Raw genomic sequence first — 25,283 nt, 5'->3', positions numbered from 1 at the left:
TCGGAAACCCCCATGGCCGGTGACTCCTCCGGCGACGTCCTCGAAGTGCACGAGCTCCAGTTGCCCAGCGTCGTCATCGAGCGACGTGTCGAATGGCCGGACACCGACGCGGCCGGCCACTACCACCACTCGACCGTCGTGCGCTGGGTGGAGGCGGCCGAAGCGGTGCTGTTGAGGCGGCTGGGCCTCGACCAACTCTTCGGCAGCACCCCGAGGGTGCACTTCGAGGCCGACTACCGCGCCCGGCTCTGGTTCGGCCAGCTCGTCCGCACCGAGCTGAGCGTCACGAAGGTCGGCACGGCATCCCTGCACTACGCCTTCACCGTGCGGGCCGACGACAGCGAGGTGGCGGCCACCGGACGCATGTCGATCGCACACTCGGCCGCACGGGCGACTGGCGCCACGCCGTGGCCCGACGACGTGCGCGAGGTGCTGACCAAAGCGGGGCCTCAGGCGCCGGAACGGCTGCTCTGAATCCCACCCCCGTTCCATATGCCGTTTTCTTGACGACCGTAGAATTGGCAGCATATTTTGTTCTGGAACCACAAGGAGGACGCCGTGCGCGTAGCAGTCATCGGGGGAGGGCCTGGCGGGCTGTACTTCGCAGCTCTGGCCAAGCAGCTCTCCCCGCACTGGGAGGTCACCGTCTGGGAGCGCAACGCGGCCGACGACACCTTCGGATTCGGTGTCGTGTTCTCCGACGAGACCCTCGACGGCATCGCGCAGGCAGACCCCGAGATCTTCACGACGATGTCGGCCGAGTTCGCCCGCTGGAGCGACATCGACGTCCGCTACAAGGGGCAGGTGCTCACCTCGGGGGGCCACGGCTTCGCGGCGCTCGGGCGCAAGCGGCTGCTGGCCATCCTTCAGGAACGGTGCGCGGCCCTGAACGTGGACGTGCGCTACCGCACCCCGGCTCCGCCGGTGGCCGAACTCGCCGTCGACTACGACCTGGTGGTCGCCAGTGACGGAGTACGGTCGGCGGCCCGCGCCGCCTACGCCGACTGCTTCCAGCCGGACCTCGACGAACGGCACTGCCGTTACATGTGGCTGGCCACGGACAAGGTGTTCGAGGCGTTCACCTTCATCGTCGCCGAGTGCGACTTCGGCACCGTGCAGGTGCACGCCTATCCCTTCGACACGACGCGCAGCACGTTCATCGTCGAGATCGACGAGGATTCCTGGCGGCGCGCAGGCTTCGCCGAGTACGCCGCCCGCGACCACCCGCCGGGGACCAGCGACGAGGAAAGCATTCGGCTGTGCCAGGAGATCCTCGCCGACCACCTCGACGGGCATCGCCTGATACCCAACAACTCCAAGTGGATCCGCTTCACCACGGTCCGCAACAGGACCTGGCGGCACGGCAACGTGGTGCTGCTCGGCGACGCCGCCCACACCGCGCACTTCTCCATCGGCTCGGGCACCAAGCTCGCCATGGAGGATGCCCTCGCGCTCGCGGCCTGCCTCCACGAGCAGCCCGACCTCACAACGGCTCTGGCCGCGTACGAGGCCGAGCGCAAGCCGGTGGTGGAGTCCACCCAGCGGGCCGCGCAGGCCAGCCTCGAATGGTTCGAGAACGTGGGGCGGTACACCGGGCAGGAGCCCCACCAGTTCGCCTTCAACCTGCTGACCCGCAGCCGGCGTGTCACCCACGACAACCTGCGCGTGCGGGACCGGGAGTTCACGGACGCGGTGGAGCAGGCATGGCACGCCACCACGAGGTCTCCGATCACCACCGCAGCCGTCGTGCCGCCCATGTTCCGGCCGTTCCAGCTCGGCGGTCTGCACCTGCGCAACCGTGTCGTGGCGCCCCCGGTGGCGCTGTACTCGGCGTGTGAGGGTGTCCCGGGAGACTTCGACCTGGTGCACCTGAGCACCCAAACCCTCGGCGGGGCCGGGCTGGTGATCGCCGGTATGACGGCCGTGAGCCCGGACGCCCGTGCCACGCCCGGCTGCCCCGGTCTCTACAACGACGAGCAGGAGGCCGCCTGGGCGGAGATCACCGACTTCATCCACCGCCAGTCGGGCGCCCGTCTGGGTGTTCAGCTCACCCACGCCGGCCGCCGTGCGGCCACCGGCGTGCCGCACGCCGACGGCCGTAGCGCCCCACTCGGGGAACACGGATGGCCACTCGTCGCGGCCTCGGCCCTCCCCTGGGACAGCGCCGGCGGCACACCTCGGGAGGCCACGCGCCAGGACATGGAGGACATCACCGGGGACTTCGCCGCAGCCGCGCGCCGTGCCGACCGGGCCGGATTCGACGCCCTGGAGCTGCAGTTCGGGCACGGCCACCTGCTGTCGGGCTTCCTGTCACCGCTGACCAACACCCGTACCGATGCCTACGGCGGCGGCCTCACCAACCGGCTCCGTTTCCCCGTCGAGGTGCTGGAGGCCGTGCGTGAGGTGTGGCCGGCGGGCAAGGCGCTGATCGTCCGCATCTCGGCGGCCGACTGGGCCGAGGGAGGCACCACGCAGGCCGAGGCGGTCGAGATCGCCCGCGCCCTGTCACAGGCCGGCGCCGATGCCGTCGACGTCTCGACGGGCGAGGTCGTCGCCCACGAACGGCCCCGCTACGGGCGCAGTTACCAGACGCCGTACGCGGATCTCATCCGCAACGCCACCGGCATTCCCACCATCGCAGTCGGAGCCATCTCCACCTACGACGACGTGAACTCCATCATCCTGGCCGGCCGCGCCGATCTCTGCGCCGTCGGCCGGGCCCAGCTGCACGATCCGCTGTGGACCCTGCACGCGGCGGCAGCCCAGGAGTACGCGGGACCCGCCGCACCGTGGCCGGCCTCCTGGCAGGCGGGCAGCGGCAGACCCCCCGGCGCGCGGACCGACCGTGTCCCGCCCCGTCTGCAACTCCTGCGCGATGCGCCCGCGCCCGTGCACCAGCGCTGGCTGCCGGACACACGGGCCACCGTCGCCGCGGCGGCAGTCCGTTGACCCGCCCAGGGCACCCCAGGTCCCAGGAGGAACTCGTGGACACCTTTCCCCGCTTCACCGCCGCGGCGATCCAGGCCGCCCCCGTCTACCTCGACCCGGCCGCCACCGTCGACAAGGCGGTTGCCCTCATCGAGGAGGCCGCCCGCAACGGCGCCTCGCTCGTCGTCCTCCCCGAGGTCTTCGTCCCGGGCTACCCGTACTGGAACTGGACGATGAACCCGGTCAAGGGCTCACCCTGGTTCGAACGCCTCTACCGCTCCTCCATCGACGTACCCGGTCCCCACGTGGACAGGTTGTGCGCGGCGGCCCGCAAGCACAACGCGGTCGTCGTGATCGGGGTCAACGAGCGCGGCCCGCACAGTCTGGGCGTCCTCTACAACACCCTTCTCACCATCGGCCCCGACGGACAACTGCTGGGCGTGCACCGCAAGTTGGTGCCCACCTGGGCGGAGAAGCTCACCTGGACCGGCGGCGACGGCAGCTCCCTGCGCGTCCACCGGACCCCGATCGGTCCGCTCGGCGCCCTCGCCTGCGGCGAGAACACCAACACCCTCGCCCGCTTCACGCTCCTCGCACAGGGTGAACTCGTCCACGCAGCAAGCTACATCGCGCTGCCGGTCGCCCCCGAGGACTACGACATGGCGGACGCCATCGCCGTACGCACCGCCGCCCACAGCTTCGAGGGCAAGGTCTTCTCCGTCGTCTCCTGTTCGACGATCTCCCCGCAGATCGTCGACACCGTCGCCGGCGACGACGAAGAGGTACGGCGCATGCTCGCCCGCCCCCGCAGTGCACTGTCGGGAATCTTCGGACCCGACGGCAGGCCCGTGACCGAACCGCTCGTGGACGACGAGGGCATCGTCTACGCCGAGATCGATCTGGCCAAGTGCGTCCAGCCCAAGCAGATGCACGACATCGTCGGCCACTACAACCGCTTCGACGTCTTCCAGCTCCACGTCGACAACACGCCCCGCGCCCCGGTGACCTTCACCGCCGACTCCGCGCGGCAGCCCACGGCCCACCACTGCGTTCCGCTGCCCGCCGACGGCACCGACACCACCCAGGAGGACGACGCATGACCACCGCACACGACGACAACCAGCTCGGACGCGCCCGCGTGTCCGACACTCCCGAACTCACCGCCTACTACGGTGAACTCGCCGAACGGGACGCCGGCGCCCTGTGGACCGTCGCCAACGACATCGAACCCTGGTACCCGCAGCCCAAGTCCGTTCCCGTCCTGTGGCGGTACGAGGAACTGCGCCCCCTGGTCCGCAAGGCACTCGACCTGGTCAAGGCCGACGACGCCGGCCGCCGGGTGGTGATGCTCGTCAACCCGGGCCGAGGGGACGTCAGCGCCGCGGTCGGCCTCCTCTACACGGGCCTGCAGATCATGGGCCCCGGCGAGGCGATGACCGCCCATCGTCACCAGGCGGCCGCCCTGCGCTTCGTGCACGAGGGCACCGGGGCCTGGACCGTCGTCGACGGACAGAAGCTGAAGGTCGGCCCGCGCGACTTCGCCATCACCCCCAACAACACCTGGCACGAGCACGGCAACGAGTCCGACGACGCCCCGGTCATCTGGCAGGACGGCCTCGACATCCCCCTCGTCAACGCCCTGGACGCCGGCTTCTACGAAGTCCACCCGGAGCTCTACCAGAAGCCCGGAAAGGTCATCAACTCCTCCGTGCTCACCTACGGCGCCAACCTCCTGCCCTACGGGGTCGAGAAGTGGAACCGCCCCTACTCCCCGCTGCTCGCCTACCCCTGGGAGCCGACCTACGCATCCCTGCGGAACCTGGCACGGGCATCCGAAGGCTCCCCCTACGACGGCGTGATCGCCGAGTACACCAACCCGGTCACCGGCGGCCCGGTCATGCCCACCATGGGCGCACACATGCAGCTGCTCCGGCCCGGTCAGGCCACCCAGGCCCACCGTCACACCGGATCGGTGATCTACACCGTGGCCAAGGGCCGCGGCCAGTCGGTCATCGCCGGCGAGCGGTTCGCCTGGCAGGAGGGCGACATCTTCTGCGTCCCCTCCTGGGCGTGGCACGAGCACCACAACCTCGACCAGGGCGACGACGCCTGCCTGTTCTCCTTCAACGACTTCCCCGTCATGCGCTCGCTCGGGTTCTGGCGGGAGGAGGCGTACACCGACAGCGGGGGGCACCAGCCCACCGCCTAGACCGTGCCCGCCGTCCCACCGCCGCCGGCCCTGACACCGGTGGTGGAGACGGCGGCGCGACCGAGGACGGCCAACCGTTGCCCCGCGCCGCCCTCGGTCCCGGGGCGGTGGCGACGCGACCTGACCTTCGCCACTGCCCCGCCCTCCCCGCCTGCCATCCGTACGCATTGCCCGTACCCATTGCCCAAGGAGTCCCCATGCGCCTGGTGACCTACAGCCTCGGCGACGACCCCGCGCGCCTCGGCGCCCGGACCGACGAGAGCGTGATCGACCTGTCCGGCCTGGCCGCGTTCCACGAGGAGGAACTGCCGCAGGACCTGCTGTCCTTCATCCGGGCCGGCGACGCAGGCCGGGCCGTCGCCCGCCGCCTGCTCGCGACCGACCCGGCCGCCTGGCCCGCCGATGTCTGTCACCGGCTGGACGAGGTCGCCCTGCACGCCCCCCTGCGCCCGGGCAAGATCATCGGGGTCGGCCTGAACTACGTCGAGCACGTCGAGGAGTCCAGCCGCAGCCTCGACACCGACAAGGACCTGCCGACGCGCCCCGTCCTCTTCAGCAAGCCGTCCACCGCGGTCACCGGTCCCGGCCGGCCGATCCTGCACAACGGCGACCTCACCCAGCAACTGGACTGGGAGTGCGAGCTGGCCGTCGTCATCGGCCGCACCGCCTTCCGCGTCAGCGAGGACGACGCCTTTGACCACGTCTTCGGCTACAGCATCGTCAACGACATCAGCGCCCGCGACCAGCGCCGCTCCGGACAGTGGTTCTTCTCCAAGGGGCAGGACTCCTACGCGCCGTTCGGCCCGGCCGTCGTCACCGCGGACGAGATCCTCGACCCCATGTCCCTCGACCTCGAACTGCGGGTCAACGGGGTGACCAAGCAGAAGTCGAACACCCGCCACATGCTCTTCCCGATCGCCCGGCTCATCGCCGACATCACCTCCGGCGTCACGCTGGAGCCCGGCGACGTCATCGCCACCGGCTCCCCCTCCGGAGTCGGCGCCGGCATGGTCCCGCCCCAGTTCCTCGTGCCCGGAGACACGGTCGAGGCCACCGTCGAGGGCATCGGCACCCTGACCAACCCCGTCGTCGACGCGCGCTGACCCACCGTCGCCTCCCACGTTCATCAGGAGAATCCCCTTGGCCCCACGCACATACCGGATCGGCCAGATCGTTCCGAGTTCCAACATCACCATGGAGACGGAGGTGCCGGCGATCCTGCGCGCCCGGGAAACCGTCGCGCCGGAACGCTTCACCTTCCACTCCAGTCGCATGCGCATGACACACGTCACGCCCGAGCAGCTCAAGGCCATGGACGCCGACTCCGACCGGTGCGCCCTGGAACTCTCCGACGCCCACGTCGACGTCCTCGGCTACGCCTGTCTGGTGGCCATCATGAGCATGGGCCTGGGCTACCACCGCATCTCCGAGGAGCGCCTGCATGGCCGTACCGTCGAGAACGGGGCCCCGGCACCGGTCGTCACCAGCGCGGGAGCGCTCGTCCACGGCCTGCACACGCTCGGCGCCAAGAAGATCGCCCTGCTCGCGCCCTACATGCGTCCCCTGACCCGGACGGTCGTGGACTACCTCACCCACGAAGGCATCGAGGTCCTCGACTACGAGGCGCTGGAGATCCCCAACAACCTCGACGTGGCCGCCCACGATCCTGCGAAGCTCCCCGGCCTCGCCCAGGCGCTCGACCACGCCGATGCCGATGCCGTAGTGCTGTCCGCGTGCGTCCAGATGCCGTCGCTGGGTGCCGTCGGGGAGGCCGAACAGCTGCTGGGCAAGCCCGTGGTCTCCGCGGCGATCTGCACCGCCCACCAGATGCTCCGGGCGCTCGGCCTTCCCGCGGTGGCCCCGGGCGCGGGCCACCTGCTGTCCGGAGCGTACGCGCAGGCGCCGCTCGGAAGCGGTTCCACCTGCGGGGAATGACCCCGGCAGGGGAGCCGCCTGGCGCCGGGGGGCGCCGTTTTGGTCGATAGGATCGCCACCGCACACGACGGAAGGCGATCAGGTGGAAAGCTCCATTCGGCCAAGCTCCCTCATCAACACGGTCTACGGAGCATTCGTCCGGCGGCTCGGCGGATGGACCTCCATCGCCGACCTGATCGTGCTGATGGGGGAGCTCGACGTGGACAGCCAGGCGGTGCGCTCCGCCATCTCCCGGCTGAAGAAGCGAGGCGTCCTCGTGCCCGAGCGCCGCTCGGGCACGGGGTACAGCCTCAGCCCCGCCATGCACCCCGTCTTCGACGAGGGTGACCGCCGCATCTTCGAGAGCCTCGAACCCGCCGCGCTGGAGGAGGGCTGGGTCATGGCGGTCTTCTCCGTTCCCGAATCGGAACGGACCTACCGCTACCAGTTGCGTACGCGGCTGACCTGGCTCGGTTTCGGAAACATGGCACCGGGCCTCTGGCTGGCGCCGGCCCGACTGCTGGAGCCCGCCCGCAGCACGCTTGAGCGCCTCGGCCTCAGTGACTACGTCCATCTGTTCACATCGCAGTACGCGGCTTTCAGCGACCTGCGCGCCACGGTGAGCACGTGGTGGGACTTCCCCGCGATCGAGGCCCAGTACGCCGCCTTCACCGATCACTACGGCCCGGTCCTCGCGTCCATCGACGAGCGCGACGACATAGACGCCTCAGAGGCGTTCCGCCACTACGTCCCGATGCTCACACAGTGGCGGCGCCTGCCCTATCTCGACCCGGGTCTCCCCGCCGAACTGCTCCCCGACGACTGGAACGCGGTGACCGCCCGTCAGCTCTTCCAGCGGCTGCACGGTGTGCTCGCCGCTCCGAGCCTGGAGCATGTACGCAAGGTGACGGGCGCCTGAGCCTGCGACGCCGGGGTCCGTCGCCCCGCTGCTAATACGAGTAACTGACCCTGAGTGCCGGGTCGTGCCGCCCAGGGTTGCGGTAGACACCCAGCCTTGGCCTTTCTTCTTCGCTCTGCTCATCCTCTGGACGTCTTGCAGGTAACACGTGTAAGCAGTCTCCATGACGACGTATGGGTGGGCAAGCGGGTCGCGTGGCGCGTTACTCAACGTTTATGTTGTAGTTCTAGCGGCCGACGAAATTACGCTATAGCGTCCGGCTCGGGTAGTCGCACATCCCGCCGGTGGAACCAGTCGCCGCGCCAGGACCTGCGCGCCGACCTCTTCGTGGCCCCGTTCTGGGAGCCGACCTTCCTTCTCGTTCTCGTGGTCACCGCTCTCCCGCCCGGTTCCGGTGGCGGGCGGCTGTGACTCTCGCCCCCAAAAGACATGAACGACCGATCAGTTGCACGACTCACGGTGAGGTGAGCATGGCAATCCTGCGGTTGGTGGCAAGACGACTGCTGTCGTCGATCCCCCTCTTGTTTCTGGTCTCCGCGTTGACCTTCGTCCTGGTGTCCCTCGTCCCCGGGGATCCGGCCCGCACGATCGTCGGCCAACACGCGACCGTCGAGCAGTACCAGGACGTGCGCCGGCAGCTGGGTCTGGACGAGGCGCTGCCCGTCCAGTACGGGCAATGGCTGGCGCGCGTCTTCCACGGTGACCTCGGCGCCTCACTGTTCAGCGGCGAGGCGGTGACCGACGTACTCGGCGCCCGGCTTCCGGTGTCCCTGTCCCTGATCATTGCGGGCACCCTGGTCTCCGGCGTGCTGGGGGTGGCGCTCGGCCTGGTGAGCGCACGGCGCGGCGGCTTCCTGGTGAAGCTCGTCGACGGCCTGTCGCTCGTCGGCCTGGCGGTGCCGGCCTTCTGGTTCGCACTCGTGCTGATCGCGATCGGTTCCGTGCAGCTGCGCTGGTTCCCGGTCACGGGCTACGTGGCCTTCGCCGACGGGCCGGCCGAGTGGGCGCGCTCACTCGTCCTGCCGGTGCTGTCACTGTCGTTGAGCGCGGTGGCGATCATCGCCAAGCAGACCCGCGACGCGGTGCTGGACACCTTCGGCCGGGACTTCATCCGGGTGATGGAGGCCAACGGGTTCTCCCGGCGCTCGGTTCTGTACCGGCACGCGCTGCGCAACGCCGCCCTGCCCGTCGTCACGGTGCTCGGCGTCGTGCTGGTCAGCCTGCTGGCCGCGTCCGTGTTCGTGGAGACCGTGTTCGCCATGCCCGGGCTCGGCAGTCTCACCCAGCAGGCGACGGTCCAGCACGACATCCCCGTCATCCAGGGAGCCGTCCTCTACATCACCGTCCTCGTGGTGATCGTCAACCTGCTCGTGGATCTGGCCTACGGCCGACTCGACCCGAGGGTGCGTGCCTCATGAAACTCTCCCCGACCGCGTCCGCCCAGGTCGTCCGACGCCCCGGACTCATGAAACGGGTACTGCGCCGTCCCGGAGGCGCGCTGTCCTTCGGCTGGCTGGTCCTGGTCACCGTCGCCACGCTCGCGGCCCCCGCCGTGTCCGCCCACGGCCCGCTGGACCAGGATCTGGGCCAGGTACTCGCCGGGCCCTCCGGCCGGCATCTGCTCGGCACCGACAACCTCGGCAGGGACCTGCTCAGTCGTCTGCTGTACGGCGGTCGCTCCACACTCCTGGCCGTCGCGGAGGCCCTGGTCGTCTTTCTTCTGATCGGCGTCACCTCCGGCCTGGCGGCCGGCTTCCTCAGGGGGTGGGTCGACTGGCTCGTCACGCGGACCGCCGATCTCCTGTTCGCCCTTCCAGGGATCATCATCGTCCTGGTCGTGCTCTCGGTGTTCCCGGGCAATCTGCACGCCGCGATGATCACGTTCGGCGTCCTCGGCAGTCCCGGCATCACCCGCGTTCTGAGGTCCCAGACCCTCGGCATCCGCGAGGAACTCTATGTCGCCGCGGCGCAGGTGGCGGGCCTGAGCCGGGCCCGGATCATGCGCCGCCACATCCTGCCCCGGCTGGCGAGCACGGTCATCGTCCAGTCGTCGCTGTTCGCCGCGGTCGTCGTCGTCATCCAAGCAGGCCTCGGCTTCCTCGGGTTGGGCGCCCAACCGCCCGCCCCGTCCTGGGGTGGTCTCGTCGCGGACGCCTCCCAGAACATCGACCGCGCGCCGTGGATGCTCGTACCCACCGGTGTCCCGCTCGTCCTCACCGTGATGGCACTGGCCATCCTGGGCGACGCCATCAGGGACGCGGCGACCGAGAACTGGTCCGTACCGAAACTGGGCACGCCGGAGCGACGGGCCAAGTCTCCTGCGACCACCGGCATTTCCCCCCAGAACGGTGCCGTGGTGAGCACGCGGCCCCAGTCCTCGGGGCTGCTCACGGTGCGGGACCTGTCGATCGGCATAGGCGGGACGCCCGTGGTGCAAGGCGTCAGCTTCCACCTGGACGCGGGGGAGACCCTCGGTCTGGTCGGCGAGTCCGGATGCGGCAAGTCGGTCACATCGCTCGGCATCCTGGGGCTCGTCCCGGGAGGCGGCGAGATCACCGGCGGCCAGGTCCTCTTCAACGGCGTCGACCTTGTCGGCGCGCCCCGGGCCCTGGAGCAGGTCCGCGGCACCGGCATCGCCTACGTCTCGCAGGAGCCGATGGTCGCCCTCGACCCGACCTTCTCGGTCGGCAAGCAGTTGGCCGAGGCGGTGCGCAGGCACCACAAATGCGATCGCCGCGCGGCGCGCGCACGGGTGACGCAACTCCTGGAGATGGTGAACATTCCCGACCCGGCCGGCGTGGCGACGCGGTACCCCCACCAACTGTCCGGCGGGATGGCACAGCGGGTGGCCATCGCCCTGGCCCTCGCGGGTGACCCCGAGTTGCTGATCGCGGACGAGCCCACGACCGCGCTCGACGTCACCGTGCAGGCCGAGATCCTCGCCCTGCTGCGCACGCTGCAGGAGCGCACGGGCATGGCGGTGCTCATCGTCACCCATGACTGGGGCGTCGTGGCCGACCTGTGCCACCGCTCCGTGGTCATGTACGCCGGGCAGGTGGTGGAACAGGGCGAGGTGGAGCCGATGTTCGACCGGCCGCTCCACCCGTACACGGTGGGACTGCTGGGCGCCAACCCTCACCTCGCCCGCCACGGCGAACCGCTGCCCACGATCCCGGGAACCGTGCCCGCGCCCGGTGACTGGCCGGCCGGCTGCCGCTTCGCCGCCCGCTGCCGTCTCGCCGACGAGACGTGCAGTGAAGGCCCGGTCCCGCTCACCGAGCCCGCGCCCGCCCGGTTCACCCGCTGCGTCCACCACCAGCAGCTCCTCGCGGAAGGCAGCCGCGCATGACCCAGCCAACCCTCCTGCACATCAGCGACCTCGTCGTCCAGTTCCGGCAGGGCCGTCGGACACCACCGTTCCGGGCCCTGGACGGCGTCTCGCTGACGATCGCCGAGGGCGAAACCGTCGGTCTCGTCGGCGAGTCGGGATCGGGGAAGTCCACCCTCGGCCGCGCCGTGCTCGGACTCAACCCGGTCCGCTCGGGCGACATCCGCTTCGAAGGGCGGGACATCCTCCACGCCTCCGCCCGGGACAGGCGTGCCCTGAGCGCCCGTCTCCAGGTGGTCTTCCAGGACCCCTATTCCTCCCTCAATCCGGCCCGCACCATCGGGCAGACCCTGGCCGAGCCGTTCCTGGCGCACGGCGGGACGGACCGCAAGGGCGTCAACCGGCGCATCACGTCCATGCTCGAACGCGTGGGCCTGCCGGCCGACACCGCGCAGCGCTTTCCGGGACAGTTCTCGGGCGGCCAGCGCCAGCGCATCGCCATCGCCCGCGCGCTGATGCTCCATCCCCGCCTGGTGATCTGCGACGAACCGGTCAGTGCCCTCGACCTCTCGATCCAGGCACAGGTGATGAACCTGCTCGCCGACCTGCAGCAGGAACTCTCCGTCAGCTATCTCTTCATCGCCCACGACCTGCCCGTGGTACGCCACCTGTCCCATCGCATCGTCGTGCTCCACCGCGGCCAGGTCATGGAATCGGGGCCTGCCGAGACGGTGTACGGCGATCCAGTGCACCCCTACACACGCATGCTCCTCGAGGCGGTGCCCCAACCGGACCCTCGCGTGCAGCGGGTGCGCAGATCGGTACGAGAGACCGACCGGGTCCCGGGTTTTCCGTCCGGCACGGGGTGCGCCTTCGTCCACCGCTGCTCTCACGCCATCGACCTGTGCCACCGCGAACGCCCCCACCTGAAGCCGTTGCCGAGCGGACGGGAGGGCACCGACGGAGGCGACCGCACCGTCGCCTGTCACCGCTCCGCGGAACTCCACGGGCCGCCCATGCCGCGGCCCATGACCGGACGGCGACTCGAATCCGCACCCAGCGGCCCGGAACGTAAGGAAGCATCATGCGCAGACAGCGAATAACCGCGGCAGTGGCGGCGCTCGCCGCGCTCGCGACAGCGACCACCGCCTGCAGCGGCTCAGGGCCCTCGGGCTCCGATGGCGGCTCAGGGGGCACGCTCACCGTGGTGTCGGCCGGCGCGCCCGCGAGTCTCAACCCCGCCAAGGCCAACGTCGGTTCGGACAACTGGTTCGTCAACCTCGCCTACGACACGGTGCTCCGCCTGGGTCCGGGCGGCAAGACCACCGCGGGCCTGGCAACGAAGTGGGGCTATGTCGGCACCGGCAACAAGACCTTCGAATTCACCCTGCGCCCGGACCTCAAGTTCGCCGACGGCACCGCGCTGGACGCCAAGGCCGTCGCGGCCTCCCTCGACTACACCCGGAAGAACGGCCTGAACGTCTCCTGGACCTCGGCCATCAGCTCGGTCCAGGCCACCGGACCCCTGACCGTGCGCATCCGGTGCGCCGACCCCAACCCGATCCTGCCCCAGCTCCTGAGCCAGGTACTCATGATCGGCTCCGCCATCAGCCCCAAGGGGCTGTCCGCGCCGGGCGCCATGGGCACCAAGTCCTTCGGAGCGGGACCCTACGTGCTCGATACGGCCCACACCGCGACGGGCGACCACTACACCTACACACCCAACCCGAACTACTGGGACAAGAAGAAGATCCACTGGAAGAAGGTGGTCATCAAGATCGTCGCCAACCCCAACTCGGCGCTCCAGGCCGTCAGGACGGGACAGGCCGACGCCATGGCGATCACCGCCAACCAGGTCGACACCGCCAAGGCCGCGGGACTCAAGGTCACCGGCAGCCCCAACGTGTTCCTCGGAGTCACCCTCGCCGACCGCGACGGCACCCTCGCCCCGCCCCTCAAGGACGTACGCGTCCGCAGGGCCCTCAACTACGCCGTCGACAGAGCCGCGATCACCAAGGCCGTCGTCCAGACGCACGGCCACCCCACGGACCAGATCTCCCTGCCCGGCCTCGACGGCTTCGCCCCCGACTACGACAACCGCTATCCCTACGACCCGGCAAAGGCGAAGAAGCTCCTCGCCGAGGCGGGATACCCGAACGGGTTCCGGCTGAAGATGGAAACGCAGGGGTTCTTCGGCATCGACCTCGTGTCCCAAGCCGTGGTCCAGCAGTGGCAGAAGATCGGCGTCAAGACCGACGTCACCACCGACACCAGCGTCGGACAGTGGCTCGCCTCCGCCACATCGAAGAAGTACCCGGTCCTCGGCTTCGGTTACGGCGGCGCACCCACCTACACACTCGCCCTGGACTGGATGCTGCCGCACCCCACCGCCTTCAACCCCTTCGCCACGTCGGATCCCAAGCTGACCCGGATGCTGGCCAAGGCGAACGCGGCGCCCGCGCAACACCGACGGGCCCTGTACCAGGACGCGATGCGCTACGTCGTCGACCAGGCGTGGTTCGTCTCCGTGCTGCGCATGGACGGGCTGTTCGCCTTCAACGGCAAGAAGCTGGCCGGATTCACCGCCGCCCCCAGCTACATACCCGATCTCGCCTGGGCCGTCACCCCGAAGTAGCGGCGGCGCATCGGCACACGAAGGCAGCGGCGGCACACGAAGACTGCGGTGCGTGTCCGGCGGACGATGCCGGGCACGCACCGGGCCGCCCGTTGACGAAGGAGTGAGGTATGGCCGGACAGATTGCCGACACGACGCACGGGCCGGTCCAGGGCGTCACCGGCGAAGGCGTGCGCGTATTCAAGGGCATACCGTTCGCCGCTCCGCCTGTGGGGCGCCTGCGCTTCCAGCCCCCGCAGCCGCCGGAGTCCTGGACGCGACCGAAACCGGCGACGGACTACGGCCCTGCCGCACCGCAACCGCGTGACCCGGTGCTGGAGCAGATGTTCGGCCATCCGCCGTTTCCCACGAGCGAGGAGTCGTGCCTCACCGTCAACGTATGGACGCCTCAGCGGGGCGCCCACAACCTGCCCGTCATGGTGTGGCTGCACGGAGGAGCTTTTCTGACGGGCTCGGGCCGTGACGTGGTGTTCGACGGCAGCCGACTCGCCTCACGGCACGACGTGGTCGTCGTCACCGTCAACTACCGACTCGGCCCCCTGGGATTCCTGTACCTGGGCGAACTGCTCGGGGACGAGTACGGGTCATCCGGCAACGTGGGCCTCCTGGACCAGATCGCCGCCCTCCACTGGATACGGGACAACATCACCGGGTTCGGCGGCGATCCGGACAACATCACCGTGTTCGGACAGTCCGCCGGGGCGATGAGTGTCCTCACGCTGATGGCCATGCCGGCCGCGCAGGGCCTCTTCCACAAGGCCATCGCCCAGAGCGGCAGCGCCGAGTACACGCACACCCGCGAGCGGGCCACCGCCGTGGCCCGGGACCTGCTGACCGCGCTCGCCCTTCCCGAAGCCGAGGCACGACGGCTCCTCGACCTCCCAATCGCGGCGCTTCTCCATGCCCAGCAATCGGTGGGGGAGAGCTTGCGTGAGCGCGGCGACGCTCTCGGCCTGCCGTTCGCTCCCGTCGTGGACGGACTCACCCTCCCGCAGGCACCGCCGGCAGCGTTCGCATCAGGAGCCGTACCCCCGATCCCTCTGATCTCGGGTACCACTGAGGAAGAGGCGCGGCTGTTCCTGCTCGGCCCACAGGCGCCGCACGGCGACGAGATCGCCGCCCTCATCGGGGAACGCATGTTCCACGCGCCCACCGCGAGGCTCGTCGAGGCGCACGCAGCCCGTACCAGCCAGGTGTGGACGTACCTGTTCACCTGGCGTTCCACGGCCCGGAACGGGGAGCTGGGCGCCTGCCACTCGCTCGATCTGCCCTTCGTCTTCGACAACCTGAGGGCCCCGGGGGTCGACCGGTTCACCGGCCCCGCCGCGCCACAGCCCCTCGCGGACGCCATAAGTTCCGCATGGGCGTCCTTCGCGCGCCACGGCCATCCCGGCGCCGCCTGGTCCGCGTTCGAGACCACTCACCGAGCCGGCATGATCTTCGACGCGGTCTCACGGGTCGAGTCCGACCCCTTGCGGGACATCCGGATGCCGCGGGGCGTGAGAGAGCCGTGACGTCCACCATGCCGGTGCACGAGTGCCGCGAGTCCACGAGGTCCTGTCGTTGAGAAAGTGCGACGACGGGCGCAGGCTGGAGAAGCCAGGTGCGCCCTGCGGACGAGGGCGACCAGGACAGTGGTCCACCCGTGGACGAGGAGGTCGCTGTGTCGGCCGGTCCTGACAACGTGCGGCTGGTACCGGGGCAGGCCGCCTTCATCGCGCTGGATGCCCGCGGAGTGGCCACTGCTTGGAGCGGCGAGGCGCGTGAGCTGCTGGGTTACCGGTCCGAGGACGTGCTCGGCAAGCGCGTTGCCGGATTTCTGTCCGGGCCCCTTTCCGCCGAGTACCGGCGCTGCTGGGCCGAGGGCGTGCCCTGGAGCGGCTCCGTCGCTGTCCGTCACCAGGACGGCCACACTCTCCGTGTCCGTCTGGAGGCCCACCCTCTCCTCAATGCGATCGGCGAGACCGACTGGCTCCTCACCGTCACCGCTGTTGAACGTACTGCCACAGGTCCGGACGCCACGGGTGAACCGGATCTCTCCCGCCTCAAGATGTGGGCGCTCGAGCAGCTTCCCCTGCCGATGGCGCTCTTCGACCGGGAGGGCCTGTGCCTGGCGGTCAATGCGGCTACGACTCGTGTGATGGGGATGCCGGAACGCGATCTCCTCGGCATCCGGATCGGCCACACCGCCCCGGCACAGCCGATGAAGGGTCTGGAACACATCGGAGAGGTCGCCGAACAGGTTTGGCGCCGGGGTGAGCCGACGCAGGTGGAAGCCCACCTGCGCACCCCCGGCGAGACGCACCCCCACGCATGGCTGCTCTCGCTCTATCCCGTGAAGGACCGTGCGGGCCGGGTGTGCGCACTGTCCCAGGCGGCAGCCGACACGACAGAGCAGTTCCGTGCCCGCCAGCGGCTGAGCGTTCTCAACGAAGCCGGCCTGCGGATCGGTACGACACTCGATGTCACGCGCACAGCGCAGGAGTTGGCTCAGGTGGCCACAGAACACTTCGCCGACTTCGTCGCCGTCGACCTGATCGAAAGCCTCGTCGTCACCGAACCCGGCACACCTCCCGCCGGTGACCGCTCGTCACTGCGCCGGACCGCCCAGCACTCCGTCGTACCGGGATGCCCCGAGGCCGTGGTCGCGCTCAGGCAGGTGCACAGCTACCACGAGCAGTCCCCGCCGGGCCGCGCCCTGGCCACCGGCCGCGCCTCGCGCCATCACGTCGACGACACCACGCTCGGGTCCTGGGCCGATGGGAGCCCCGACCGCGCCAGGAGCATCAGAACGCACGGGATCCATTCGTTGATGGTGGCGCCGCTGTCCGCCCGAGGTGTCACCTTGGGCGTGGCGGTCTTCTGCCGCCACCGCACCGCGGAATCCTTCGACGACGAAGACCTTCGGCTGGCGGAGGAGCTCGCCGCCCGAGCGGCGGTCTACATCGACAACGCCCGCCGTTACACCCGCGAGCGCGACATCGCGCTCGCCCTGCAGGCCGGCCTCCTGCCGGAACACGTTGTCCACCAGGCCGCCGTGGAGGTGGCCTGCCGGTATCTGCCGGCGGACCCGGATGTGGGCATCGGCGGTGACTGGTACGACGTCATCCCGCTGTCGGGAGCGCGGGTGGCACTCGTGGTGGGAGACGTGGTGGGACGCGGCATTCAGGCGTCCGCGACCATGGGCCGGTTGTGCACGGCGGTCCGTACGCTCGCCGATGTCGACCTTGCCCCCGACGAGTTGCTCACCCAGCTCGACGACCTCGTCCTGCGCATGGACCGTGGTGACCCGGCCAACGGCACCAGCCAGGCGCCCGTCGACGGACAGGGCGAGGTGGGAGCCACCTGTCTCTACGCCGTGTACGACCCCGTCTCCCGTCGCTGCACCATGGCGCGGGCGGGCCACCCCGCGCCGGTTCTCGTCATGCCTGACGGCACCACGGACTTCCTGAGCCTGCCGGCCGGTCCGCCGCTGGGGCTGGGAGGGCTGCCCTTCGAAACAGCGGAGTTCGACGTGCCGGAAGGCAGTGTCCTGGCCCTCTACACCAACGGTGTCATCGACGGTGCGAACCGTGACGTCGACGAGGGCCGAGCCGTGCTTCGTACGGCCCTCGCCGACTCGACACGTCCATTGCAGGACACCTGCGACAGCACACTCAAAGCCCTCCTGCCCGGCGTCCGCACCGATGACGCCGCCCTCCTGCTGGCCCGCACCCGGGCCCTGGGCGGCGATCAGGTCGCGGACTGGGACCTGCCTTCGGACCCGGCCGTCGTCGCTCGCACCCGGGAACTGGTGAGCGGTGCGCTCGCCGACTGGCATCTGGAGGACCTCGTCTTCGTCGCCGAACTGATCGTCAGCGAACTGGTCACCAACGCCATCCGCTACGGTCATCCACCCGTGCAACTGCGACTGATCCGCGACACCACGCTCATCTGCGAAGTGAGCGACGCCAGCAGCACGGCACCCCATCTGCGGCGTGCCCGCACATTCGACGAAGGCGGCCGCGGACTGTTCATCGTCGCCCAACTCGCACAGCGCTGGGGGAGCCGGCACACACGTGCCGGCAAGACGATCTGGGCGGAAGTTCCCCTTGTGAGTGAGGGCTTCTGAATCATGCACGGGTGCGTGGCGATCTGCCGGGACCTGCTGGGACGTCCTGGCTCATTCGACATCCAGAGAGGGCGCCAGAACCGGGGCGAGTGCCTCGGCGTACGCCTCCGAGATGTGGCTGTCGTCGCGGTAGACGGCGGTGTCGGCGACGACCACGGGGCAGATGCCGGTGCGGGGGGCGCAGAGCCAGGGGGTCGGGTCGATGACTGTGGCGGCCGTGGTGGATGCGGCGGCGCGAATGGCTTCGCCGCGGGACGCATCGCGGGTCGCGCCCGGCACGTGGTGTGCGCAGGTGCGTAGTTGGAGGGAATTCCTGGCGGCGCAGTCGATCGGGTCCCCCTTGGGCCATGGGGTGTCGAGCAGGGCGGTGACCCGGGCGCCGGAGGTGGCCAGGGCGCGGAAGGTGCGCTCGAAGCCGGTCGTCCATTGGTGGAGGGAGTCGGCGGCGGGGCGGGCCGGATCGCCGGCGTCCGAGGAGGAGACGACGACCAGGGCGGGGCGCAGGCTCTCGATCCTCGCCATGGCGTGGGAGCGCCAGGTGTCGCAGGCGGTGTACGGCTTGTGGCCGCTGACGATGGTCACGTCGGCGACCTTGCAGGAGGCCTTCGTCAACGAGACCAGCTTCCAGCCGCCTGCCGTCGCGAGCCGTTGCAGAGCCGGGAACCACTGGGCCGCATGGGAGTCGCCGAAGAGGACGACCGTACGGGACGATGTGCGGTCGCCGTAGACGCAGGGCGGGGAGAGGGTGGCGGCGTAGTCGACATGGCAGCCGTCCCGGTAGACCGCGGAGCGGGCGGACTTCACCTTCGGCAGGGGCGGGGCGAGATTGCTCGGCAGGGCGGTGGGGGACGACGTCAGGAGTTCGGTGAGACGTTCCTGCGGGGCCGGAGCGTCGGAGAGAGCCTGCGCCAGCACGGGCGCGGGGGCGCCCACCTCGATCGTCGGCGGGACCGCCGTCGCCGTCAGAGACAGCGCCGAGACGCCCGCGGACAGCGCGACCCCGAACGCCAGGGCGCGGCGGGGGCGCCTGCGGAAGGCCCGGTGGAAGCGGACCGGGTTCTCGACGAGGCGCAGGGTCAGCCACGCCAGGCCCAGCGCCGCCGCCGACAGCCCGAGCGCGAGCGGCACGTCCGCGGTGCCGTCCGTGCGGCCGAGCGCCGCCGGGGCTATGACCAGCAGCGGCCAGTGCCACAGGTACCAGCCGTACGAGAGTCCGCCGAGCCACACCAGCGGTCGCCGCCCCAGCAGCCGGCCCGCGCCGTGCGGGGTGGGCGCGCAACCGCCGGCCAGGACGAGCGCGGTACCGGCGACCGGCAGGAGGACGTGGTAGCCGGGGAAGGGCGTCTCCGCGTCGTACCAGAGGGCTGCCAGCGTGACGCCGAACAGGCCGAGCCAGGTCATCGGGGCCGCGAGCGCGGCCGGCAGTCGTTTCAGCCTGCCGGTGGCCAGCGCCAGGAGCGCACCGGCGCCCAGTTCCCAGGCCCGGGTGAGGGAGCCGAAGTACGCCCAGGGCGCGGAGGAGTTCGTCACGAGCACGCCCGCCGCGAACGACCCCAGGCTCAGTACCCCGAGCGGGACCGCGACCAGCCGGCGGCGACCGCGGGCGACCCGCCAGGTGAGCAGCAGGAGCAGCGGCCACACCAGGTAGAACTGCTCTTCCACGGCGAGCGACCAGAAGTGCTGGAACGGTGACGGCGGGCTGTTCTGGGCCAGATAGTCCGTACCGGCCGCCGCCAGCCGGAAGTTGACCGCGTACACCGCGCTCGCGAGGGCGTCACCCGCGTACTCGGCGAGCCGTGCCTTCGACAGGAACAGCCACGCCCCGCCCAGCGTGACGGCGATGACCAGGGACGAAGCGGGAAGCAGCCGTAGTGCCCGGCGGGCGTAGAAGGAACGGACCGACACCCGGCCGGTGGTGGCGACTTCGCGCAACAGCAGCGACGTGATGAGGAAGCCGGAGATCACGAAGAAGACGTCGACACCGACGTAACCGCCCCTGACCCGGGACACGCCGGCGTGGGAGAGCACGACCAGCCCGACGGCCACCGCGCGCAGCCCCTGGATGTCGAGCCGCAGGGCGGGGCCCCGGGACGGTGCGGATGATCTGGCGCTCGCCGGGACGGTACGTATCTCGGCGGACGTGATGCTCGACATCGGGGGTGTGACTCCTCGGGGCGACTGCACACTGCTTCGGTCATCAAGATCTGTCCGGCCGCTACACGCGGTTGCACTGTTGTCGCCCCGACTTCGCCTCATCCCGAGGATTCAGCCGCGCGAAGCCGTGAGTTCACCTCCACTCAGCCCGATGACAAGAAATCCCGAGCTGGCCGAGCGTCACGCTCCAATTTTAACCCGGTATAGTTTGACCGGTATAGTTATTGGTGGCATGAGAAGGGCACCGCGTGATCGAGATCTTGAACCCCACCCTGCTGACCCGGGCAAGGGACACAGGCGCCCTGGTCGCTGACATCCTGCAGACGCTGAAGAGCCGCAGCGCGATCGGTACGAACCTGCTGGACATCGACCGTTGGGCCAAGGCGATGATCGCCGAGGCGGGAGCGGTGTCCTGTTACGTCGACTACGCGCCGTCCTTCGGACGCGGACCGTTCGGCCACTACATCTGCACGGCCGTCAACGACGCCGTGCTCCACGGACGGCCGTACGACTACACGCTGGCCGACGGGGATCTGCTGACCCTCGACCTCGCCGTCGCCAGAGGCGGCGTCGCTGCGGACGCCGCCATCAGCTTCCTCGTGGGCGACGCGAAGCCCCCGGAGAGCGTCGCGATGATCAGTGCGACCGAACGCGCGCTGGCCGCCGGGATCGCCGCTGCCGGGCCCGGGGCCCGCATCGGAGACATCTCGCATGCCATCGGCGCGGTCCTCAGCGAGGCCGGGTATCCGATCAACACCGAGTTCGGAGGCCACGGCATCGGGTCGACGATGCACCAGGACCCGCACGTCGCGAACACCGGACGGCCCGGCCGTGGATACAAACTGCGCCCAGGGCTGCTGCTGGCACTGGAACCATGGGTGATGGCGGACACCGCTCAACTCGTCACTGATGCCGACGGGTGGACGCTCCGAAGCGCGACGGGCTGCCGTACGGCACACAGCGAGCACACGATCGCCATCACCGGCGACGGAGCCGAAATCCTCACCTTGCCGACGGCGTGGACGGCCCTCGCACTCAGGGAAAGGTGAAGGAGTTCCGGACGGGTCATGGGGCGCGGTCGAGGCCGCCCGGCGCTTCGGCCGTCGTCCCCGGGGCGGACGACGCGGGCGGCAGGGGCGGCAGGCCCGTGGCGAGGTCCGGCAGGAGGACGGGCTCCAGCCGGATCCGGTCCTGGGCGGTCAGGCGGCGCTCCAACTGCGGGGGCCGGTAGCCCGTGTCCCGGTCGTAGCGCTCCTTGGCGGGCACCGCAAGGAACTCGTTGCCGTCGGGGACTCCCTCGGCGTCGACCGCTTCCCCGATCGGCCGGTGCAGGGGGTCGGCCAGCCGGTACATACCCGTCCGAGAGTCGTGCAGGTCGCCCAAGGCGTCCGGCCGTACCCGGAAGTCGATGCTCTGCTCGGGCTTCATCACCTTGGGACCGGCAGCGCCGAGTACGTCCGTGTCGAACTGCAGCCCGTGTCTGCGGGCCTGATCGACCATCCACAGCAGGGGGATGTCCGACAGTCCCGTCTCCTTGTAGCCGCCACCGACATCGCAGTGCACCCCGGCGAACCAGACCTGCTTGAGCTCCTGGCCCTGCTCGGCCGCACCGGGCTGCTGGTGCCACAGCGCGGGCCGGAACGCCGAGCGCTGCTCGTCGACGGCCAGCGCGTGGAACGCCGCCCGGACCCAACTGCTCAGCTCGGTGTTGTGGAACGCCCAGCGGCGGTTGAACCGGTGCGCCGCGGGCTGCAACCACGTGGGGCCGGGAACGGGGATACCGAGGGCACCGACCGTGTCCCACACCCCGATGAAACGGATCTCCGTCTCGCGCGCATAGGAGCGGCGGAACAACGTGGCCGCCGCGCCCTTCGGTTGCTCGATCCGGTCCCGGTACAGGGCCCAGGCCTCCGGAATCCGGTCGGCGTGCTCCCGCCGCAGGATGCCGCCGTTACGCACCAGTCCCGCGAGACTGCGGGCGGTGAAGGCGCCCCGGCTGAAGCCGAAAAGGAAGAGTTCGTCGTCGGGCTCGTACGTCTCGACGAGGAACCGGTAGGCGTCGATGACGTTCCGGGACAGACCCGCGCCGAACGCGCCGCCCCGCAACCGCTCCCGCCGTCGCGTGCCCACCCCGCTGTGGTAGTGGACGCGCTGCTCCTTCCCGGCGGCGAAACCCGGGAGCACGGAAAGGGCGACCTTGGCGACGTTGGTCTTGCTCGGTTGGTCGGCGAAGTTCCATGTGCCGTCACAGCAGACGACCAGACGCTTGGCCATGACCATCCCTCCTCGCGAGAGCGTGGAGCGGCGCACAGCACCACATCCAGGTTCCCACCACTGGAGGAGCCGCGCCATGCGACAGAGGCACCGCGCGACGCGGCGTACGTCACCCGCTGCCGGGTGCATTCATCCCGGTCGGTCAGGGCACTTGGCCCGCATGCAGGGGATGCGAGGAAGGCCGCTGGGTGTACGCCCCCGCGTCAGGGCCGCCACAGAGACCGTCCGGCGGGCCTTTGCGGAGCCGGGGCGTGAGCGGGATCTGGCGATGCAGGCGGGCAAGGCCGCGCTGGCGGCGTGTGTGGCGTGGGCGGTGGCGGGCTGGTGGCTTGAGGCGCCGATGGCGTTCATCGCCCCGTGGGTGGCGATCGTGCTGGTGGAGTCGACGGTGTACCGGTCGATCGCGCACGGTCTGCAGCAACTGGCGGCCATCGCCACGGGAACCGTGGTGGCCACCGGCGTCGCCCTGCTCCTGGACTCCCCGATGGCGGCCATGGCGCTGGTGCTCCCGGCGGTCGTGCTGCTGGGCAACTGGCGCCGACTGGGCAGCCAGGGCGTCTACGCGGCCACGGGCGCCCTCTTCGTCCTGACGGGCGGGCCGATCACGATCACCTCGTCGGCGGCGCGGATCGCGGAGGCGGTCTTCGGCGCGGTCGTCGGTATCGCCGTCAATGTGCTGATCAGGCCGCCGGTGTATCTGCGCAGCACCCGTGCCGCGCTGGAGGACGCGGCCGACGAGGCGCAGGAGATCCTGGACAGGGTGGCCGACCGGCTGGCCGCCGACGAGTGGGACTCCCACACGGCCGGTTCCCTGCACGAGCGTGCCCTGCGCCTGTGGCGCCTGGTGGACCAGGCCCACGCGGCGGTCGGCTGGAGCCGGGAGAGCCTGCGCGTCAATCCCCGCAGCCGCAGCCGTGCCTTCTCACAGCCGGACCAGGACTACGACGACGCGGTCACCGTCCTCGACTACGTCGCCGTCCACACCGCGGGCGTCACCCGGGCCGTACTGGAGTCCTCCGGCGACGATCGCAAGGGCTGGCGACCGGGCCCGCACGCCACGGAGCCGTACGCGGACTTCCTGCACAGCAGCGCCAGTGCCATCCGGCTCTACACGCGCAGCCGGTTCGCCCCCGGCGGCCAGGACGAGCAGGCCGACCAGGAGCTCCGCGAGGTGGTCGAGGACCTGAACCGCGCCTTGGCCGATCTACGGCAACAGCTGCTCGGCGCGGCCCCCGACGACCCGGACACCCTGGCGACCTACGGCACCCTCCTCACCCAGGCCCACCGCCTGGCCGACCAGCTGGTCGGGCACTGACGGCGGGCCGGGACACGGCTACGGCCGGCCCGGGCCGGACACCCGGCTACGCCCGCCGGGCCCAGTGCAGGCGGTCCAGGCCGCTCCGGTTGTTCAGCTTCAGGCCGAGGCGGGTGCCCGTGCCCTGGAGGGTGGTGAGGGAGTCACACAGGCGGGCCCTAGGGCCGGCAGCGCGACGGGCCCTTGGAGAGCCCGTCGCGCGAGGGGTGTCAGGTCGACCAGACCACCCTGCCGTTGTTCACGATGACCACCTTGGCGTCGGCCCGCAGGACCAGCTGGGCTCCTTCGTTGCCCCAGGTCTGGGAGGCCCAGATGGGGCGGTCCTCGCCGTTGTGGATGACGAGATTGCCGTCCTGCTGGAAGATCGCCCGGTGGTTCCGGCCGAAGGTCATGGACGCCCAGATGGGCTTGCTCTGCTCGTTGTAGACGACGAGATTGCCGTCGGTCTGCATGACCATCCGGATGCGGTTGGTGGTCCAGGCCTGGTTGACCTCCAGGACGCTGGTCGCGAAGACGCTCTCGGTGCTCCAGTTCGGCTTCGGGCTCGCCTTCGGCTTCGGCTTCGGTTTCGGTTTCGCGGGAACGCTGGTCCTGCTGGGCTCCGGGGAGGGCGCGGCGGGCGGGGGAGCGGCGACCTTCGCAGGCTCGCTCTTCTTCGGCTTCGCCTTCGTCGGGGACGGGCTGGGCTTCGAGGCCACGTAGTCGTCGAGGGCGGCGGGGGCGGAGTTCGGGTTGAGGACCGTGTCGGAACCCGCGGTCAGCCCTTTGGAATCGCCGGGGCCGTCGTCCTTCGCGCTGCCGGCCAGCAGCAGCGGTACGGCGATGAGCACCGCGCCGGCTATCGCGGCTCCCGCGAGGACCGGCTTGCGGGAGCGGCCGCTGCCGACGCCGGTGTCGGTCCTGGTGCCCGGAGGCGTCGTCCCCACTGCCGCGGTCACCGCGACGCGTTCCTCGGGCGCCTCGGTCGTCCCGGCTGCCGCCGCGGGCGGGGCCGCGGCTTCGGCGGTCTCCTCGGTGGGAGGTGCGGTGGCGGTGGTCTCCCCTGCCGGGGTGCTGCCGGACTCCGACTCGGGGGCTGCGGCCGTACTCGGCGCCGCCTCGTCCGGTGCGGAGGGCGTGGGCGGTAACCCGGCCTCCCCTTCGCGGGCGGCGGCCGCCTCCGCGTTCGCGCCGGGGGTCTGCTGCTGGGGGGACATGCGGTACTCCTCCTCGGTGGCGGAGCTGTCGGTGGTGTGCAGGGCCCGCGCGATGGCCGGCCGGACGAACGCCGAGAAACCCGACGGGTGTTGGCCGAGTGTCACGCCGGGTGAGCCGGTTCGGCCCGGTTCCGGTCGCCTAGTTCCACAGGACCCGCGGGGGTGGCGGCCGCAGGCCGGTCCGACGTCCTTACGAGCTGCGCGGTCTTCCCGTACGGCCTCGGCCCGGACGTCCGGCCGGAAGGCACCGTATGCCGACCGGACCGATGGCGTAGCCCAACTTAGCCTGTACCAGGGGCG

At 70.3% G+C, this 25,283-nt stretch carries 18 protein-coding genes; 15 read left to right on the top strand and 3 right to left on the bottom strand.

All coding sequences use genetic code 11. From position 1 onward, the window contains the following. Positions 1-12 precede the first annotated feature (12 nt). From ACZ7L5_RS10575 to ACZ7L5_RS10515, 13 genes are all read left to right on the top strand, one after another. The gene (locus ACZ7L5_RS10575; RefSeq protein WP_471516740.1) at positions 13-474 is read left to right on the top strand and encodes an acyl-CoA thioesterase; all 462 of its coding nucleotides are present in this window, start codon (positions 13-15) and stop codon (positions 472-474) included. Between the two features lie 84 nt (positions 475-558). Further along, positions 559-2,949, top strand: coding sequence for a bifunctional salicylyl-CoA 5-hydroxylase/oxidoreductase (locus ACZ7L5_RS10570; protein WP_471516110.1), 2,391 nt, complete (start codon positions 559-561; stop codon positions 2,947-2,949). Positions 2,950-2,984: 35 nt separating this feature from the next. Further along, on the top strand, positions 2,985-4,028 hold the full coding sequence (locus ACZ7L5_RS10565; RefSeq protein ID WP_471516108.1) for a carbon-nitrogen hydrolase family protein: 1,044 nt from the start codon (positions 2,985-2,987) through the stop codon (positions 4,026-4,028). Continuing rightward, a complete protein-coding gene (locus ACZ7L5_RS10560) occupies positions 4,025-5,137 on the top strand; it encodes a cupin domain-containing protein (protein ID WP_471516106.1) in 1,113 nt (370 codons plus the stop codon). Before ACZ7L5_RS10565 ends, ACZ7L5_RS10560 begins: the two co-directional genes overlap by 4 nt. 197 nt (positions 5,138-5,334) lie before the next feature. Next, complete coding sequence (locus ACZ7L5_RS10555) at positions 5,335-6,240, top strand: fumarylacetoacetate hydrolase family protein (RefSeq protein WP_471516104.1); 906 nt, start codon at positions 5,335-5,337, stop codon at positions 6,238-6,240. A gap of 91 nt (positions 6,241-6,331) precedes the next feature. Next, a complete protein-coding gene (locus ACZ7L5_RS10550; protein WP_471516739.1) occupies positions 6,332-7,072 on the top strand; it encodes a maleate cis-trans isomerase family protein in 741 nt (246 codons plus the stop codon). Between the two features lie 82 nt (positions 7,073-7,154). Beyond that, positions 7,155-7,970: a PaaX family transcriptional regulator gene (locus ACZ7L5_RS10545; protein ID WP_471516103.1), complete on the top strand. Its 816-nt coding sequence runs from the start codon at positions 7,155-7,157 to the stop codon at positions 7,968-7,970. A 470-nt stretch (positions 7,971-8,440) separates the two neighbouring features. Further along, on the top strand, positions 8,441-9,388 hold the full coding sequence (locus ACZ7L5_RS10540; RefSeq protein WP_471516101.1) for an ABC transporter permease: 948 nt from the start codon (positions 8,441-8,443) through the stop codon (positions 9,386-9,388). Further along, complete coding sequence (locus ACZ7L5_RS10535) at positions 9,385-11,319, top strand: dipeptide/oligopeptide/nickel ABC transporter permease/ATP-binding protein (protein ID WP_471516099.1); 1,935 nt, start codon at positions 9,385-9,387, stop codon at positions 11,317-11,319. Before ACZ7L5_RS10540 ends, ACZ7L5_RS10535 begins: the two co-directional genes overlap by 4 nt. Then, entirely contained in the window at positions 11,316-12,401 is a 1,086-nt protein-coding gene (locus ACZ7L5_RS10530) for an ABC transporter ATP-binding protein (protein ID WP_471516097.1), read from the top strand. Before ACZ7L5_RS10535 ends, ACZ7L5_RS10530 begins: the two co-directional genes overlap by 4 nt. Next, positions 12,383-13,933, top strand: coding sequence for an ABC transporter substrate-binding protein (locus ACZ7L5_RS10525; RefSeq protein ID WP_471516096.1), 1,551 nt, complete (start codon positions 12,383-12,385; stop codon positions 13,931-13,933). The genes ACZ7L5_RS10530 and ACZ7L5_RS10525 overlap by 19 nt, the downstream gene beginning before the upstream one ends. Positions 13,934-14,043: 110 nt before the next feature. Beyond that, a complete protein-coding gene (locus ACZ7L5_RS10520; protein WP_471516093.1) occupies positions 14,044-15,447 on the top strand; it encodes a carboxylesterase/lipase family protein in 1,404 nt (467 codons plus the stop codon). 149 nt (positions 15,448-15,596) lie between these two features. Next, positions 15,597-18,044 (top strand): SpoIIE family protein phosphatase, encoded by a 2,448-nt coding sequence (locus ACZ7L5_RS10515; RefSeq protein WP_471516091.1) that lies wholly within the window; start codon positions 15,597-15,599, stop codon positions 18,042-18,044. A gap of 51 nt (positions 18,045-18,095) precedes the next feature. Here the strand turns inward: ACZ7L5_RS10515 and ACZ7L5_RS10510 are convergent, their stop codons facing one another. Next, the gene (locus ACZ7L5_RS10510; protein ID WP_471516090.1) at positions 18,096-20,198 is read right to left on the bottom strand and encodes an acyltransferase family protein; all 2,103 of its coding nucleotides are present in this window, start codon (positions 20,196-20,198) and stop codon (positions 18,096-18,098) included. A 248-nt stretch (positions 20,199-20,446) separates the two neighbouring features. On the opposite strand from ACZ7L5_RS10510, the gene map reads away from it, so the two are divergent. After that, the gene (gene map / locus ACZ7L5_RS10505; RefSeq protein WP_471516088.1) at positions 20,447-21,247 is read left to right on the top strand and encodes a type I methionyl aminopeptidase; all 801 of its coding nucleotides are present in this window, start codon (positions 20,447-20,449) and stop codon (positions 21,245-21,247) included. 16 nt (positions 21,248-21,263) lie between these two features. Here the strand turns inward: map and ACZ7L5_RS10500 are convergent, their stop codons facing one another. Further along, complete coding sequence (locus ACZ7L5_RS10500; protein ID WP_471516086.1) at positions 21,264-22,472, bottom strand: DUF2235 domain-containing protein; 1,209 nt, start codon at positions 22,470-22,472, stop codon at positions 21,264-21,266. A 268-nt stretch (positions 22,473-22,740) separates the two neighbouring features. Here ACZ7L5_RS10500 and ACZ7L5_RS10495 point away from each other — a divergent pair, with 268 nt between their 5' ends. After that, a complete protein-coding gene (locus tag ACZ7L5_RS10495) occupies positions 22,741-23,787 on the top strand; it encodes an FUSC family protein (protein ID WP_471516084.1) in 1,047 nt (348 codons plus the stop codon). Positions 23,788-23,996: 209 nt separating this feature from the next. On the opposite strand, the gene ACZ7L5_RS10490 is transcribed toward ACZ7L5_RS10495, so the two are convergent. Continuing rightward, complete coding sequence (locus ACZ7L5_RS10490; RefSeq protein WP_471516738.1) at positions 23,997-24,983, bottom strand: mannose-binding protein; 987 nt, start codon at positions 24,981-24,983, stop codon at positions 23,997-23,999. Positions 24,984-25,283: the final 300 nt, after the last annotated feature.

It is taken from the genome of Streptomyces sp. NPDC107528 (genome assembly GCF_055639295.1).
Note: the sequence above shows the minus strand (reverse complement) of the source record. Positions and strands in the feature narration are given on the sequence as shown.